Origin of the sequence: Bacterioplanoides sp. SCSIO 12839, from assembly GCF_024397975.1 — a bacterium.
Taxonomy (GTDB): domain Bacteria; phylum Pseudomonadota; class Gammaproteobacteria; order Pseudomonadales; family Oceanobacteraceae; genus Bacterioplanoides.
The window spans coordinates 282784-298439 of record NZ_CP073745.1 but is presented as its reverse complement, the minus strand read 5'-3'; the positions used below and the strand labels follow the sequence as shown (position 1 = coordinate 298439).

Annotated in this window: 12 protein-coding genes; 5 read left to right on the top strand and 7 right to left on the bottom strand. The window is 48.9% G+C overall.

What is annotated here, in order from left to right; all coding sequences use genetic code 11:
• Positions 1-33 precede the first annotated feature (33 nt).
• The 3 genes from KFF03_RS01435 to KFF03_RS01425 all read left to right on the top strand — a co-directional run bounded on the left by KFF03_RS01435 (position 34) and on the right by KFF03_RS01425 (position 2601).
• Positions 34-1011 (top strand): flagellar motor protein MotB, encoded by a 978-nt coding sequence (locus KFF03_RS01435; RefSeq protein WP_255858498.1) that lies wholly within the window; start codon positions 34-36, stop codon positions 1009-1011.
• Between the two features lie 48 nt (positions 1012-1059).
• The gene (locus KFF03_RS01430; protein WP_255858497.1) at positions 1060-1632 is read left to right on the top strand and encodes a PilZ domain-containing protein; all 573 of its coding nucleotides are present in this window, start codon (positions 1060-1062) and stop codon (positions 1630-1632) included.
• A gap of 243 nt (positions 1633-1875) precedes the next feature.
• Positions 1876-2601 (top strand): 16S rRNA (uracil(1498)-N(3))-methyltransferase, encoded by a 726-nt coding sequence (locus KFF03_RS01425; protein WP_255858496.1) that lies wholly within the window; start codon positions 1876-1878, stop codon positions 2599-2601.
• A gap of 6 nt (positions 2602-2607) precedes the next feature.
• On the opposite strand, the gene rep is transcribed toward KFF03_RS01425, so the two are convergent.
• Positions 2608-4635: a DNA helicase Rep gene (rep, locus tag KFF03_RS01420; protein WP_255858495.1), complete on the bottom strand. Its 2028-nt coding sequence runs from the start codon at positions 4633-4635 to the stop codon at positions 2608-2610.
• A gap of 266 nt (positions 4636-4901) precedes the next feature.
• On the opposite strand from rep, the gene KFF03_RS01415 reads away from it, so the two are divergent.
• Positions 4902-6515, top strand: a complete 1614-nt coding sequence (locus KFF03_RS01415; RefSeq protein WP_255858494.1) for an EAL domain-containing protein — start codon at positions 4902-4904, stop codon at positions 6513-6515.
• Positions 6516-6548: 33 nt separating this feature from the next.
• Here KFF03_RS01415 and KFF03_RS01410 read toward each other — a convergent pair whose 3' ends face one another.
• The gene (locus KFF03_RS01410) at positions 6549-8066 is read right to left on the bottom strand and encodes a YifB family Mg chelatase-like AAA ATPase (RefSeq protein WP_255858493.1); all 1518 of its coding nucleotides are present in this window, start codon (positions 8064-8066) and stop codon (positions 6549-6551) included.
• A gap of 164 nt (positions 8067-8230) precedes the next feature.
• On the opposite strand from KFF03_RS01410, the gene KFF03_RS01405 reads away from it, so the two are divergent.
• Positions 8231-10930: a S8 family peptidase gene (locus tag KFF03_RS01405; RefSeq protein WP_255858492.1), complete on the top strand. Its 2700-nt coding sequence runs from the start codon at positions 8231-8233 to the stop codon at positions 10928-10930.
• Positions 10931-11036: 106 nt separating this feature from the next.
• Here the strand turns inward: KFF03_RS01405 and KFF03_RS01400 are convergent, their stop codons facing one another.
• The 5 genes from KFF03_RS01400 to KFF03_RS01380 all read right to left on the bottom strand — a co-directional run bounded on the left by KFF03_RS01400 (position 11037) and on the right by KFF03_RS01380 (position 15600).
• Complete coding sequence (locus KFF03_RS01400) at positions 11037-12083, bottom strand: SMP-30/gluconolactonase/LRE family protein (RefSeq protein ID WP_255858491.1); 1047 nt, start codon at positions 12081-12083, stop codon at positions 11037-11039.
• Positions 12084-12166: 83 nt separating this feature from the next.
• Complete coding sequence (locus KFF03_RS01395; RefSeq protein ID WP_255858490.1) at positions 12167-12937, bottom strand: SDR family oxidoreductase; 771 nt, start codon at positions 12935-12937, stop codon at positions 12167-12169.
• Between the two features lie 29 nt (positions 12938-12966).
• Positions 12967-13656, bottom strand: a complete 690-nt coding sequence (locus KFF03_RS01390) for a histidine phosphatase family protein (RefSeq protein ID WP_255858489.1) — start codon at positions 13654-13656, stop codon at positions 12967-12969.
• A 1-nt stretch (position 13657) separates the two neighbouring features.
• Positions 13658-14752, bottom strand: coding sequence for a phosphotransferase family protein (locus tag KFF03_RS01385; RefSeq protein ID WP_255858488.1), 1095 nt, complete (start codon positions 14750-14752; stop codon positions 13658-13660).
• On the bottom strand, positions 14749-15600 hold the full coding sequence (locus KFF03_RS01380) for an SDR family oxidoreductase (protein WP_255858487.1): 852 nt from the start codon (positions 15598-15600) through the stop codon (positions 14749-14751). The genes KFF03_RS01385 and KFF03_RS01380 overlap by 4 nt, the downstream gene beginning before the upstream one ends.
• Between the last annotated feature and the right edge of the window lie 56 nt (positions 15601-15656).

The window sequence follows — 15656 nt, the reverse complement described above, 5'->3', positions numbered from 1 at the left end:
ACGCTGATATTGATGTAACAAGCTGAGAAATTTATGTCTGCCGAAGAAGAAGAGTGCCCCCCCTGTCCCGCCGGGATACCGGCCTGGGTAATGACATTCGCCGACCTGATGTCGCTGCTGATGTGTTTCTTCGTTCTGTTGCTGTCGTTTTCAGAAATGGACGCGTTGAAATTCAAACGACTGGCCGGTGAATTGCGTGAAGCGTTTGGTGTGCAGACACTGATTAACGTCAGTGATCCGCCGAAAGGAACATCGGTGATTGCACGGCATTTCAGCCCGTCGATTCCGGAACCGACACCGATCAATGAAATCCGCCAGAAAACCAGTGATATTACGAAGAGTTCACTGGAAGTACTGTGTCAGGATGAAGTCACCCAGCAGGAAGAATCTCAGGGCGATGAAGGCAAACTCACCCGTGAAGTTGTGGTGAAAAGCAGCGAAGTGGACAGTCAGGCAACCGAACAGGAAGCACTGGAAATGGCCGCCAAGCTGGAGGATGAAATTGCTGAAGGTCAGGTAGAAATCGAGACCTCTGGCAAAAAAATTATTATCCGCATCCAACAACGAGGCGCCTTCCGTTCTGGTTCAGACTATATCGAAGATCGGTTTTTACCGGTGATCGACAAAATCCGTGAAGTTCTGGTAACAGTCCCGGGAAAAATTTCGGTGGAAGGCCATACCGATAATATCCCCATTCAGGGTGGACGTTTTCGCTCAAACTGGGGTCTGTCGACTGCACGTGCAGCGGCATTCGCGGAAGAATTATTTATTGCCCCGGAAATGGATGAAAACCGTTTTCAGATTGTTGGTCACGCAGACAAAGTACCACTGGTTGAGAATGACAGTCCGGAAGGTCGGGCGCGTAACCGTCGGGTAGAAATTATTATTCTGCGCAAACGTGAAAACGATGATGATGACAAGCCGGAAATTCAGGCCGACGATAACCGTGTCGAAGATGCGTTAAATGCAAGGCCGGAGGACTTTGAGTTAAGTCCAAATGAAATTTTTTAAACCTTTGCAGAACACAAGGGTTGAGCCATACAGGAAAACAATAACGTGATGGAAGATAGACGCCGATTTTTTCGTCTTGATGACGAAGTCATACTGGATTTTGAAACGCTCAGCCGGGAAGACGTTGCGGCATGGCGCGAAAGCCATCAGCAAAAAAAAGATGAAATTGCCCAGCTGGAACAGGAAATAGGCACCCATATCAGCCAGCTGCGTTCACAAAACCCAACCATGGGTCGTTTGCTGGAGCTGTTTAATCAGAAAATTAATATGCTGGGTGCCAGCCACTTACCGGGAACCAGTGAGCGCGACCTGAGTGCGACTGAAGCCCGCACCCGAATTAACCTGAGTGCTTGTGGTATGGCGTTCCACACCTATGAAAATGTGGAAAAGGAAGACCATTTATTACTGCATATGCAACTGAAGCCTTCCAACACCGAGTTATCATTAACCGGGCGTGTGGTATCAATCGAAAAAGCCTCACAGCCGGATGAGCAAAATCTGGTGCGTATCGACTTCCATGATTTAAAAGAATCGGAACAGGAAGTACTGATTCAGCATTTATTCCAACTGCAGAACCGCCATCTGAAGTTGCGCAGTGAAGATTCGGCGAATGATGAGTAACTACCACTCACCTGCCCCCGATAAGGGTCGTGACACTATTCAAGAAGCCGAGCCTGTGAAGCTTTTCTGTAGCAACAGCAGGATGCTGTGACCACCCGGCAGGCACAGGGATGTGCCTTCGGGGTGGCGGAAGAAAAATTTGCCAGGTTCGGATTCGCTTCAACTTTCGTTCCGACGCCAACTTAAACCCCCGACGCCAACTTAAACCCGCTATAATTGCCCTTTTCACTCTGAGTAATCCCCATGTCTGGCCCTCGCGTTTTCTCTGAGCAACCACTGGCACTCAACCGAACCATTACTCTCGACGACGTGGCTGTTGGCCATGTGATTCGGGTATTACGTCTGAATGATGGCGATGCGATTCGGGTGTTTAATGGCGACGGCCATGAATACGCCGCACAGCTATGTGATGTCAGCAAAAAACACGCGAATGCTCAGATTACCGATATTTTAAAAAGCGACGAGCCAACACCTTTGGCCTTACATCTGGGCCAGGTCATTTCCAAAGGCGACCGGATGGATTTCACCATCCAGAAAGCAACGGAACTGGGTATTCAGGAAATCATGCCGTTATGGAGTGAGCGTTGTGAAGTGAAATTAAAAGGCGATCGGCTGGAGAAAAAACTGGCGCATTGGCGACGTGTCGCCATTTCAGCTTGCGAACAATCCGGGCGCAACCATGTTCCTGTGATTCATACTCCCGTGCATTTTTCCCAGTGGTGTGAAAGCACAAACACCGAGTTAAAGTTCACTCTGCATCCGCACAAACAAAAGCCGCTGAGTGATTATTCCCAACCCACCAGTCTGGCGTTGTTAGTCGGACCGGAAGGCGGCTTCAGCGAAACCGAAGTACAGCAAACCTTTGATGCCGGGTTTGCCGGATTAACGTTAGGGCCACGCGTCTTGAGAACTGAAACCGCTGCCTTAGCAGCGCTCAGTGTGTTTCAGTTCCAGTGGGGGGATTTTTAACCGCTGTTAAAAATCCGACAGCATATTTCTCAGGCTCGAGAGTGTTTCCTGCCCTCGCTGCTTCTGCTCTTCAGCGGAGGCTTCATCACGGCCTTCCCAGGTAATATCGTCCGATGGTAATTCATCCAGAAAACGGGAATGTGTTGTCGAAACCGCTTCGCCATATTGGCGGCGTTTGCCTGCATAGGTAAGCGCCAGCGTTTGTTTCGCACGGGTAATGCCCACATACATCAAACGTCGCTCTTCTTCGATGGTATCGGCTTCGATGCTGTTACGGTGCGGCATTAATTCCTCTTCCATACCCATGATATAAACATGAGGAAATTCCAGACCTTTTGAAGCATGCAACGTCATCAACTGAACCTGATCGGTTTCGTCTTCCTGCTCCTGCTGCTCCATCATATCGCGCAGAATTAATTTACCCACAGCATCTTCAATGGTGAGTTCGTCACCCACCTCTTCCGCCTGATCAACCATTTTGTTGATCGAATCAATCAGGAACCAAACATTTTTCATGCGCCGTTCGGCCTGATTTGGCGTGCCAGAATTTTGTAATAAATACCCTTCGTAGTCGATATCAGAAATCATTTCTTTGATCGCGGCCACCGGATCATCGGTGTAGGCATTTTTGGTGATATTTTCCAGCCAGTGACCAAAACGACGCAGGCGATCAACCGCCTTGGGCATTAATACTTGCTCAAGACCCATTTCAGTCGTGGCGGACATCATCGAAATACCACGCATGGCAGCGTATTCACTGAGCTTTTCAATAGTCGTCGGGCCAATCTCACGCCGAGGTGTATTAATAATCCGTAAAAAAGCCGCATCATCGCTGGGATTAATTAATAGCCGTAAATAACCCATAATATCTTTAATCTCATTACGGCCAAAAAACGACTGCCCACCGCTGAGTTTATAAGGCACCTGATAGGCCTGTAACTTCATTTCAATCGCGCGTGACTGGTGGTTTCCACGATATAAAACAGCGAAGTCTTTATAGCCACAGCCATAACGCATACGTCGCTCTACAATTTCAGTAGCAATGCGTTCTGATTCCACTTCATCGTTGCGACATTTCAGAATACGAATTTGATCGCCGTAACCTTTATCCGACCACAACTTTTTTTCGAATTCGTGTGGATTATTATCGATCACTTTGTTGGCCGCATTCAGAATCAAACCGGTAGAACGATAATTCTGCTCAAGCTTTACTAGCTTTAACGTCGGAAAATCTTTTTTTAATAACGATAAATTTTCAGGTTTAGCACCACGCCAGGCATAAATAGATTGGTCGTCGTCACCGACTACCGTCAGCCCGGTTCGATTGCCCACCAGCATTTTTACCAATTCATATTGGCTGGTATTGGTATCCTGATATTCATCAACCAATAAATAACGGATTTTTTTCTGCCAACGTGACAGCACCTCTTCGTGTTTCATAAACAACAACGTAGGCACCATAATCAGATCATCAAAATCGACCGCGTTATAGGCTTTGAGCATCCGTTGATAAACTTCATAGGTCTGAGCAATCAACATCTCCTGTGGGCTTTGTGCCATGTTGATGGCAGCCTGAGGTTCAATCAGATCATTTTTCAGATTTGAGATGGCGTTTTGTACCAGCTCGATCATGTCACCATCATCGCCATGCTCGCGGTGCATCACATCACGAATAATGCCTTTGCAGTCGTCCTGATCAAGAATGGAGAAACCGGGTTTGTAGCCAGCGCTTTTGTTTTCAAAACGAATGATATTCAGGCCCAGGTTGTGGAAGGTCGATACCGTCAGACCTTTTGCACCACCTTTCCCGACCAGAGAACCAACCCGCTCTTTCATTTCCCGCGCGGCCTTATTGGTAAAGGTTACCGCCGCAATATGATGTGGCTTGATGCCACAGCTACCAATCAGGTAGGCAATTTTTCGGGTAATCACTGAAGTCTTACCAGAACCCGCACCAGCAAGCACTAACAAGGGGCCATCAATGTACTTGGCGGCTTCACGTTGACGGGGGTTCAGCTGGCTTAAATCGACCACAGGTTCCTCAGGGATTAATCAGAGAGACATTACAAAAGCGGCATTCTAACAGCCAGCCGTCATGATGAAATCCCTATTTTCAGCCTTAATTCGTACAACTTCTGAACAGCTCATGCCAGTTGTTCCGGTTTGTTCAGTATTTCTTATGATTAAGGAAGACAGGTGTTGCATTTTGACCTATAACTAATAGGGCTAACCTTTATTAATTTATGGATTTAACAACAAACGCGTAGCAGAAAAACCAACCGCTGCGCTCTGGGATTTTAATGGCTTCAACCGCAACTGAGACAGGTTTACGACTGCTTCTGATTGGCCGCCATCAGGATGAGCTACAAAAGATTCAGAACAATTTGTCTGACCATCCGCGCAGTGCCGACTGGCAGTGCCAATACCAGCCGGATTATCCCATTAATACCAACAACTTTGACTTGGTTATTGTCCATTTTTTAAGCAATGATGCCGATCTGTTATCCCAGTGGCGACATACCACCATCAACCAGCCCGTTCTCTTTATCGCGCCGGACACCATGGAGCAGCTATTGCCTGACGAGGCACACTGGCTACCAACCCACTTATGCAATAGCCAACACCTGGTAGACGCCTGCGAAGCGATTCAACAGGAAGTACAACATAACTCCAGTGAACCCTTACAGCGTGACGCTTTTTTTTCTCAGTTCCGCCATTGGATGAATCATGCCCCCGATGGTCTGTATCTCAGGGTTCTGCAATGCCGTTGGTTATCAGCCACGGATGATGAACAAACGCCATGGGCTGTTCGTCATCGTGTGCAACAAGAGTTTGAGCAAACCATTCTTAGCCGGGTTCCGGCAGATGCCATGATCGGCCGTATTCTTGATGATCAGCTCATTGTGGTCGGAAAAGATTATTACTCCCTGCAGTCTGACTGGTTCCCGAAACGCTGTGAAAGTGAAGGTAATGCCTGGATGGTGTACAGCAGCTCGGTACTGCAATTGAATGAATTCAGTGCCTTAAGCAGCGTGTTGCAGGAAGGGGTTCAACAAATTGCCCGTGAGCGCTTGGTGCAGGAAGCACAATTCGACTGGCAGCCGCAAAGCAACAGTTTGAACTTATATGAAGGCTTGCACCTGGCTTTACAACGGGATGAGTTTTTCCTCGAGTTCCAACCTCAGTTTGATGGCCAAACCGGTGTCTGGACGGGGGCTGAAGCCTTACTTCGCTGGCAACATCCAACTTTAGGGGTTATTCCGCCGACCGTTTTCATTCGCGAAGCTGAAAATGCCGGGTTGATCCAGGCATTAGGGCATTGGGCGTTGCGTGAAACCATTCTCGCCTGGGGAGAAATACAGCGCCGTTTCGACACCCCGGTGCGTATGGCAGTGAATGTTTCATTTCCGGAAATTGCCGACCCTTATTACGCCTATCAGGTGCTGGATTTATTAGCACAGCTGGAGATGCCACCACACTTCCTTGAACTGGAGCTGACCGAAACCGCCATGATGCGTGATACCAGTGTCTCGCTGATGAACTTAAAAACCTTACAAGCAGCGGGTATTCATATTGTGCTGGATGACTTTGGTACCGGATTTTCTTCGTTATCACATCTCAGTGATTTACCCATTACCGGCATCAAGCTCGATCGTGCTTTTGTCACTCCGATGGCCGAGCAAGGCCCACAATCACATATTGTGACCACCATGCTGGATCTGGCGAAACGACTGAATTTAGAAACCACTGCCGAAGGTATTGAAGACAAGCAATGCCTGGAGTTGGTGCAGAAGTTAGGGTGTGATCGTATTCAGGGTTATATCTATTCTCGCCCACTAGCCTTGACGGCACTGCTGGAACAGGCTGAATCCGGCTTCAGCGCTCAGGATTTTAACCAACGCAGCTTATTCTGAACTCAGGCCCGTTGCACCACTATTCCTGTACTTCTATTTCTGCAAATAGCGATCAATCGTGCGGTAGCTTAATGCTTCCAACAAATGCGGCCGCTCGATACTTTCTCTGACCTGCAAATCCGCAATTGTACGGGCGATTTTTAACACCCGGTGATAGGCACGTGCCGATAAATTCAGTGTCTCAATGGCGGCTAACAGCCACTCCCGATCATTTTCCTGCAAGGCGCACACCTGATCACGGATATCGCCGCCCAATTCAGCATTAATACATCCCTGTCGCTGTAACTGGCGTTCGCGCGCCTGCATCACTCGCTGCTGAACCGTTTGGGTTGAGTCTCCTTGTGCGGCTTGTTGCAACATCGCGGTTGGGATCGGCGGCACTTCCACATGCAGGTCAATCCGATCTAATAATGGCCCGGATGCCTGCCCCTGATAACGTCGGATCTGATCAGTCGAACATTGGCAACGCCCGGAAGGATCGCCAAAATAGCCACACGGACAGGGATTCATGGCAGCGATCAGCTGAAAATTTGCCGGATAGGTCATAGAGCGGTTGGCGCGACTGATCACAATACGGCCGCTTTCTAATGGCTCACGTAATACGTCCAACACTTTGCGACTGTACTCCGGCAGTTCATCGAGGAATAACACACCACCATGGGCCAGCGAAATTTCCCCGGGCTTGGGTTTACCACCGCCGCCCACCAATGCCACACCCGAAGCCGTATGGTGCGGGGACCGAAAAGGGCGGACGCGCCACTGCTTTTGCCAATCGTGTTGCTGATTAGAAATTGAATAAATTGAGGCCGATACCAGCGCCTCCTCCTCTGACATCGGCGGCATAATACCCGGCAAACGGCTGGCTAACATGGTTTTGCCAGTCCCCGGAGGGCCAATAAACAGCAGGTTATGCTGGCCAGCAGCAGCGATCTCTAACGCCCGCTTGGCTTGTGGCTGGCCACGCACATCGAGCAAGTCCGGCATCAGCGGATTTTTCTCGATATGGGCGGCATCAATCGGCACGATATCGCGCAGGCTATCCTGCCCCTGCAAGTATGCCGTAACCTCCAACAAAGAACTGGCAGCATAAAACTGCCCGCTGGTGCATAACGCGGCTTCTTCTGCGTTGGATTCGGGCAGCACCAAGCGCTGCTCCGACTTGGCCGTCTGCAACGCCGCCGGTAATACCCCGGGAATCGGTTGTAGTTCACCGTTTAGTGCCAGCTCGCCAATAAATTCGTGGCCTTCCAGGCGCTTTTCAGAAACCTGTTCTGAGGCCACTAAAATACCCAGCGCAATCGCCAGATCATAACGGCCACCGTCTTTGGGTAAGTCGGCCGGAGCCAGGTTGATGGTGATGCGTTTAGCGGGAAATTCAAAGCCGCTGTTCAGAATGGCGGAGCGCACCCGGTCTTTACTTTCTTTCACAGCGGTTTCTGGTAAACCCACTAAACTCAGAGAAGGTAAACCACTGGAGAGATGCACCTCAACATAAACACGAGGGGCATCGATACCTAATTGGGCACGGGTATGAATTCGGGCGAGTGACATAAGCAATCCTTTGCGGGTCATCAAAGTGAAACAAAATAACCGTTTAACCCAAAGACTAAGCCAGTCATGATGGTCGCCATAGGTTTATACTGCTCAGATTAAACTTTTTTCTGATCTGTACAGTCAGATTGTTTTTCGCTTCAACGTTTATTCAGGAAACCACTATGCCGGATCTTCGACGCTCGACCTCAGGCATTGCCAGCACACTGGCCATATTAGTGTTAACCGCTTGCGGAGGCGGTGGTGGCTCTTCTTCCGGAGGGTCAATATTTGATGATCCGGAAACCCCCGGGGCTGCCACTTTCACGATCAGTGGCCAGATTACGGTTCCGGCTCTGACCTTTGTCGATGGCGATATCAACGATATTTTTGCGCCACTGCGCAGTAATGACACTCCTGCCAGCGCACAAACCATCACCAACGTCGCAACCGTACAAGGTTTTGCATCTGCACGTGGGACAGGTGGTGACGCTCAGATTGAGCGCTTTGTTGACCGTGCCGATGTGGATGATTATTACCGGGTGTCGTTACGCCAGGGGCAAGTTGTTCGCCTGAAAATTGTTGATGCCAGCTCCAGTTCATTTGGCGATGACAACGACGATCTGGACTTGTTTTTATTGCCAACGTCACCGGATTGTCAGGTAAATAACGACGGCACTAAAGTCTGTACGGATAGCCAGATCGGCTTCGACATCAACAACCGCGAGCAAAGCGAAGAAAGTATTACTGTGCCGCAAGACGGTGAATATCTGGTCAATGTTTATGCTTTTGCAGGATCGTCCAAGTATGTCCTGACGATCAGCGAACCAACCTCACAAGTGGCTGGATTCGCAGATTTTGTACCGGGCCAGGCTTTGGTTGCTTACAACACTCAGCCCGTTGCTAGTGCCTTTGGCATGTCACAGCAACAGCTGGCAAGTGGTGAAGGAACCGAATGGCCGGTTGTAATGGATCTGAACGCCAGTGCGGCACAAGCACGATTACAAACGACGGCTTCAGCCAACCAGCAAGACCCGTTAAAAACCTACAACGAATCCCTGTATGAACGCCGTCAGACACTGCTCGACATTAAACGTATGGCACAACAAACGGGCGTTCGTTACGCCGAGCCCAACTACATCCGTTATCCACAACGAGTTCCGAACGACCCTGGCTACAGCCTGCAGTGGCATTACCCGGCAATTAATCTGCCACAAGCCTGGGATCTTTCGATTGGTGATGAAAACGATGTGATTGTTGCCGTATTAGATACCGGTATTCTGATCAATCACCCAGACTTTGCATCGAAGTTAGAGTCAGGTTATGACTTTATTTCAGACGCTGGTAATGCCCGGGATGGCAATGGTATTGATAGCAACCCGGACGACCCGGGTGATAACCCATCACGGGGCCGGAGTTCTTGGCATGGAACTCACGTTGCCGGCACCATTGCCGCAGCCTCCAACAATGGTAGCGGCGTGAGCGGTGTCAGCTGGGGCGCGAAGATTATGCCGATCCGGGTACTTGGACAAAGCGGTGGCTTATCATCCGATATCATCCAGGGTTTGCGTTATGCCGCCGGGCTGAGTAACAACAGTGGCACGGTGCCAGCACGTAAAGCACAGATTGCCAACCTGTCCTTGGGCGGCCCCGGCTTTTCCCAGGCGGAACAGCAGGCTTACACGGCCATTCGTAACAGCGGCATGATCATTGTTGCCGCGGCAGGTAACGAGTCAACCTCAACCCCGAGCTATCCTGCGGCATACGACGGCGTAGTCTCTGTGAGTGCAACCGATGCCAGTCGTGCGCTGGCACCCTATTCCAACTTTGGTAACACCATTGATGTCGCAGCCCCAGGGGGCAACCTGGGCGTCGATGTTACCAGCGATGGCCGCCCAGATGGCGTATTAAGCACTTTGGTCGATGACCAGAGCGGCCAACGTGAAGCTTCCTTCGGCTTTTTACAGGGAACGTCGATGGCTGCTCCACACGTTGCCGGTGTCATTGCATTGATGAAATCAGTTTACCCGGCGTTAACACCAGCGTTATTGGACTCTTTACTGAGCAGTGGAAGACTGACGAATGACCGCGGAGCCAGTGGCCGTGACAACTCGTTTGGTCATGGTGAAATTGATGCCTTTAAAGCCGTGCTAGAAGCAAGAAGCCTGGCCAATGGCGGCACCCCGCCACCGCTGCCGTTATTACTCCAGCCATCTCAGTCAGCACTGACGTTTGCCACCAGCGGCAATCAAACATTCACGGTCACGAATGTTGGTGGTAATGTCCTCACAGGTATAAACGCTTCGGTTAATGCCGACTGGTTATCAGTGGCTCTGACAACCGATAATGGCAATGGCCTTGGAACCTACACCGCCACTGTTAATACCACTGGTTTAGCTGACGGTATTTATTCAGCAGCAATTCGCTTAAGTCCTACGGTCAGTGACAGCAGCTCTCCAGCCGATTTAATCATTAATGTTTCATTGGCATTAAATGTCGATACGAATAGTGGTGGCGAGTTAACCCAGCAATACATTATTGTGATTAATGCCGAGACTAACGAACAAGTCAGCAGCTTTGCTGCTCAGCCGGATGGTAATTATCGGGTTACCGGGTTAGCCGCAGGAAGTTATCGCCTGTTAGCTGGCTCGGATATCGACGCTGATAATGTTGTGTGTGACTCAGCAGAAACCTGCGGTGCGTATCCGATTTTAGGGTCGCCGCAGGCGGTTGAAATCAGCAATGCTAATGTCACGGGCATTGATATCCCGGTTCAGGTTGCCTCTGGTGGAAGTGTATCGGCCGCGGCGGTTTCCGACAAAACAACTTCGAAAACTGTTGATCCAGCCATATTGAAGAGCAACGGAAAAGTGTTGGCTCGTTAGCCTCAGGCCTAAATAATAAAAGCGTATAAAAAAGCACGATAAACACAGCGTTTATCGTGCTTTTTTATGGCCGTTTTCAATAATATTGACAGCACCTAACAGGCTGCTAAGGCAGAAAACCAATCTCTCTGCCATGTAAGGTACCAAAATACAAACCGTCACTTTCCGGCTGAACTGAGGTAATTTCACCAATCGCAACCGCGGCCTGATCGTGCAGGCTCTGCACAATATTACCCTCTTTATCCAGCTGCACCACAAAGCCATAAGCCGGAGGAACCGGAGCCATGTCTTTAGGCAGTTTGGCCAGCTGATTTTTCACCCAGGGAAGCGGATGTATTTTATCGACCAACTGGCTGCGTGGCGCAAAAATCGCCAGCCAGAACGAGCCATTTTTATCCGTCGCAATACCATCTGGAAAGCCCGGTAATTTATCCAGAAAAGTATCTTTTTGTCCGGCTTTTTCCCCGCTCAACCAGATACGGCTGATCTGATATGCAAAGGTTTCATTCACCAACACAAAGCTCTGATCTTTGGCAACCGCAACGCCATTGGCAAAAAATAAATCATCAGCCAATAGTGTCAGTGCTTTTGTGGTTGGATTATATGAAAACAACCGGCCACTGGGCTGAGCATTTAACCCATCAAAAAAATGATCTTTCAGAGAAAACAGTGCACTGGCATCACTGAAATAGATCGTGCCGTCAGCCGCGATATCAACATCATCCACAACACCTAATTTTTCGCCCTGGTACTGATCTACCAGTGTGGATAAATCGTGTTTCGGTGTCAGCTGCAACAATCCTTTTTCACCATCGGCAATAATCAGATTTTGCTGTGCATCAAATGCCAAACCCAGAGGTCGCCCGCCGGTATTGGCTAACACTTCCCAATCACTGTAAGTGCATTTGCGTAAAATATCGCCATTTTCAACACCGGTGTAAACACAGTTTAAAACATCCACAGCAATGTCTTCACCGCCACGCATCCCCGCAGGCAGAGTCGTTAATTGTGTTGCTTGTAACGCATCATTAGGCGCTAACACACCATTCATGGCTAAGGAACGTGAAGGTTGAAAGGCTTTGGAGTCAATCGGAGAGGGGTAAGCAATTGCACCCGCAATCACAATGATCAGAATAACGAATAGTTTCCACATAACAGCTCCGCTGTGTTTCAGTGACATACAAAAAAGCTCAGGGAATGCCTGAGCTTTTAGTGGCACGGTCGAATATAACAGGCTTACACCAACAAATAACCACCATCGACATTAATCGCAGTACCGGTTGTGTAAGAAGACGCATCAGACGCTAAATACAATACGGTGCCAGCCATTTCTTCTGGTATTGCCATTCGTTTCATCGGGATATGCATCATCGCCTGTTTCAGGATGGCATCGTTGGTGGTTAATGCCGAAGCGAATTTGGTGTCGGTCAGGCCTGGCAATAAGGCATTCGCACGAATACCCATTTGTGCACATTCTTTGGCGAAGGTTTTGGTCATCGAAATAACCGCTGATTTTGTGATGGAGTAAATCCCCTGAAAATCGCCAGGAATTACACCATTCACCGATGCCACATTAATAATGCTGCCACCGCCACTCTTCTTCATCAGCTTGCCGCCCAATGACGACATAAAGAAATAACCACGAATATTCACATCAACGGTTTTTTGAAAAGCCGCTAAGTCGGTATCTAACACATGGCCAAAATAAGGGTTGGCTGCCGCGTTATTCACCAAAATATCAAGTTTGCCATGCTGCTCTTCAATTGTTTTAAAACACGCTTCCACCTGATCCATCTCACCGATATGGCAGGCTAAAGCCTCGGCGCTGCCACCAGCCTCTTTAATTTCATCAGCCACTCGCTGGCAGCCATCAATCTTACGGCTGGAAACAATCACATGCGCTCCGGCCGACGCTAATAGCTTGGCAATGCCTTCGCCAATACCACGACTGGCCCCTGTCACCAATGCCACACGGCCAGCAACCGAAAATAATTCTTGAGGATTCATACTATTTATCCTTATTTGATAATGAGGGATTAGCGATAGGTCACAAACTGTGATCCTGCCGTAGCCAGGTGGTGATGTTCATTACAGCTGGCCAGGCTTTTTTTGCCCGAACGGCTATACAATATCTGGCTGATACCCGCGTTTAATAATGTCCAGTTTAAGTCAAAGGCTTTTTGATTGGTTAAATCCAGACAGCGCTGTGCAATGGCCGTTACCGGGCCTCCGGAAGTAAATACCACGGCATCATGACCGTCTAGTTGCTGAATTAAATCATCCAGAGCCTGATTGCAGCGAGTGGTAAAACTTTGCCAGGATTCCTGATAGTCATGGTATTTCCCGGAGGTCCAACGTTCGATGGCCTGGGCAAAAATTTCCTGGAAGGCTTTACGGCGATTGTCCTGTTGCTGTAACCAGCGGCCAAAATTTGCTTTGTCCTGAAATTCCGGGAAAGCGCAGGCAACAACATCATCCGAATCAAATTCGTTAAAGCCAGGCATTTCGCTAATAGCACCCGCATGATGCCAATGCTGTTGAGCACCTTCCATCGTTTCTTTATGGCGCACCATCGCACCATGAACCACACAGGCCGGAGCAATCCCCCGAGCCGACAGCGCCTTTCCTACCAACTCACTTTGTTGCCAACCAAGCTCTGATAGCTGATCGTAATTCAGCTTACCAAAACCAGCTTGCCCGTGCCGAACCAAATAAATACTGGCCATGTTATTTTAAGCCGCTTTTTTTAATAATTCTTTTGCAACGCCAGTTAAGGTAGTGCACCACCAGCCAGAAGTTTTTAAACGCCGGATTATCGGTTTGCTTATGGTGATACCGATAATAAATTTGCTGCACAATAACCGCCAAACGGAAGAGCCCGAAGACTTCGTAAAACGGCCATAGCGATTTATCCAGATTCATTTTCTGGCAGTAATAATCAACAATTTCATCGCGGCTTAACATGCCTGGCAAATGGCTTGGCTGGCGGCGCAAACCACGCATCACAAAGTCGTCATCCGCCTGAACCCAATAAGCTAATGCTCCGCCAAGATCCATCAGTGGATCACCTAATGTCGCCATTTCCCAATCTAAAACGCCAATAATATCGCCTGGATTGGTTGCATCCAGTACCACATTATCCATACGGTAGTCGTTGTGAATAATGCAGGTTTTCACGTCATCAGGCTGGTGCTTTGCCAGCCATGTCATGGTGTGAGTAAAACCCGGGACATTCCAGGTTTTTGACTTCACAAAACGTTTACTCCAGCCCTCAACCTGACGCTGAACATACCCCTGACCTTTGCCCAGATCATCAAGGCCTGCTGCTTGATAATCAACACTGTGCAGATCAATCAGCTTATCCACCACGGATAAACATAAATCACGCGCCTGGGATGTTTCCAGCTTCATACCTTTGGGTAAGTTGCCACGCGGAATGATGCCAACTAATTTTTCCATCACGTAAAAATCACAGTCAATCACACTGTGATCATCACAAAATGCCAGCATCTCAGGGACAAATGGATAAACCGGTTTCAGGCGTGCCATCACATCGTATTCACGCTTCATATCATGAGCACTGGCGGCTTTATGGCCCGCCGGAGGACGACGCAAAATATATTCTTGCCTTGTGCCATCGTTCCCCTTGGTATAACTCAGTTGATAAGTCAGGTTGGACGCACCACCCGAAAATTGTTTTACCTCGGGTAATTCATCCCCCAGATTCAGCCCCTGTGCGTTTAACCAATGATGAACGGCGGCAACGTCAAACGCATCACTGTCGCGTAAGCTTTTGGGTTTATCAATAAATTGTTCGCTCATTTAACGCCCGCTTCTGCATCTTTCTGTAATTGAGTTTTTACATTGGGGTCACGATTTTTTAAGGCTGTGGCAAACTTATCCATTTGCATGCGGAATAACCAGGGAAGATATTTTTTGATAAAATAACCACGGCGCCCGGTTGGGTGAGGGTTACAAATCGCCTGTTTTTTCTGCATCGCCTGGTACGTTGCATCCGCAATATCATCAGCGTTCAGTTCTGATGCCTCAAACACCTTATCTACGAACTTATACATTTGTGGATCCGAGGTACGCATACCTTTATCCAGATTAGTGCGGAAGAACCCCGGACATAATGCCGTACAACCAATACCATACGGCTTTAATTCAAAGTGCAGTGTTTCAGATAAAGCTACCACCGCAGCCTTAGTGGTGTTGTAAGACCCCATACCTGGCGCTTTCATTAATCCGGCCAGAGACGCAACATTAATAAAATACCCGGAGCCCTGTTGTTTCATCATGGGGGTAAAGGTGCGACACCCCAGTGCCACCCCTTTCACGTTAATATCGATGACCCAGTCCCACCAGCCCCAGTCACCCGCTTCAATGCGATCACCGGTAGCAACACCGGCATTGTTAATCACCACATCGATTTGTTGCCAACGCTGAGCGACTTCATCACGCAAAGTATTCCACTGCGTTTCACTGCGCACGTCGAGGTTGTAAATCCAACCCGTGCCGCCGGCTTGTTTAACCAGCTGCAGCGTTTCCTGAGAGCCTTCGTCATTAATGTCGGCAATACAAATATCGCTGCCGGTTTTGGCAAAGCGCAGTGCCAACGCCCGGCCTAAGCCCGATGCAGCTCCTGTGATTAATACGTTTTGTGTCATGATTTTTATCCTGATCGTGCGCTGTTCTGCTTTTTTCTTACGATTTGGTTATGGCT

Bases quoted from the DNA above. Each gene is read 5' to 3' on its own strand.
- KFF03_RS01435 (WP_255858498.1), top strand. From the start codon at position 34: ATGTCTGCCGAAGAAGAAGAGTGCCCCCCCTGTCCCGCCGGGATACCG.
- KFF03_RS01430 (WP_255858497.1), top strand. From the start codon at position 1,060: ATGGAAGATAGACGCCGATTTTTTCGTCTTGATGACGAAGTCATACTG.
- KFF03_RS01425 (WP_255858496.1), top strand. From the start codon at position 1,876: ATGTCTGGCCCTCGCGTTTTCTCTGAGCAACCACTGGCACTCAACCGA.
- KFF03_RS01415 (WP_255858494.1), top strand. From the start codon at position 4,902: ATGGCTTCAACCGCAACTGAGACAGGTTTACGACTGCTTCTGATTGGC.
- KFF03_RS01410 (WP_255858493.1), bottom strand. From the start codon at position 8,066: ATGTCACTCGCCCGAATTCATACCCGTGCCCAATTAGGTATCGATGCC.
- KFF03_RS01405 (WP_255858492.1), top strand. From the start codon at position 8,231: ATGCCGGATCTTCGACGCTCGACCTCAGGCATTGCCAGCACACTGGCC.
- KFF03_RS01400 (WP_255858491.1), bottom strand. From the start codon at position 12,083: ATGTGGAAACTATTCGTTATTCTGATCATTGTGATTGCGGGTGCAATT.
- KFF03_RS01395 (WP_255858490.1), bottom strand. From the start codon at position 12,937: ATGAATCCTCAAGAATTATTTTCGGTTGCTGGCCGTGTGGCATTGGTG.
- KFF03_RS01390 (WP_255858489.1), bottom strand. From the start codon at position 13,656: ATGGCCAGTATTTATTTGGTTCGGCACGGGCAAGCTGGTTTTGGTAAG.
- KFF03_RS01385 (WP_255858488.1), bottom strand. From the start codon at position 14,752: ATGAGCGAACAATTTATTGATAAACCCAAAAGCTTACGCGACAGTGAT.
- KFF03_RS01380 (WP_255858487.1), bottom strand. From the start codon at position 15,600: ATGACACAAAACGTATTAATCACAGGAGCTGCATCGGGCTTAGGCCGG.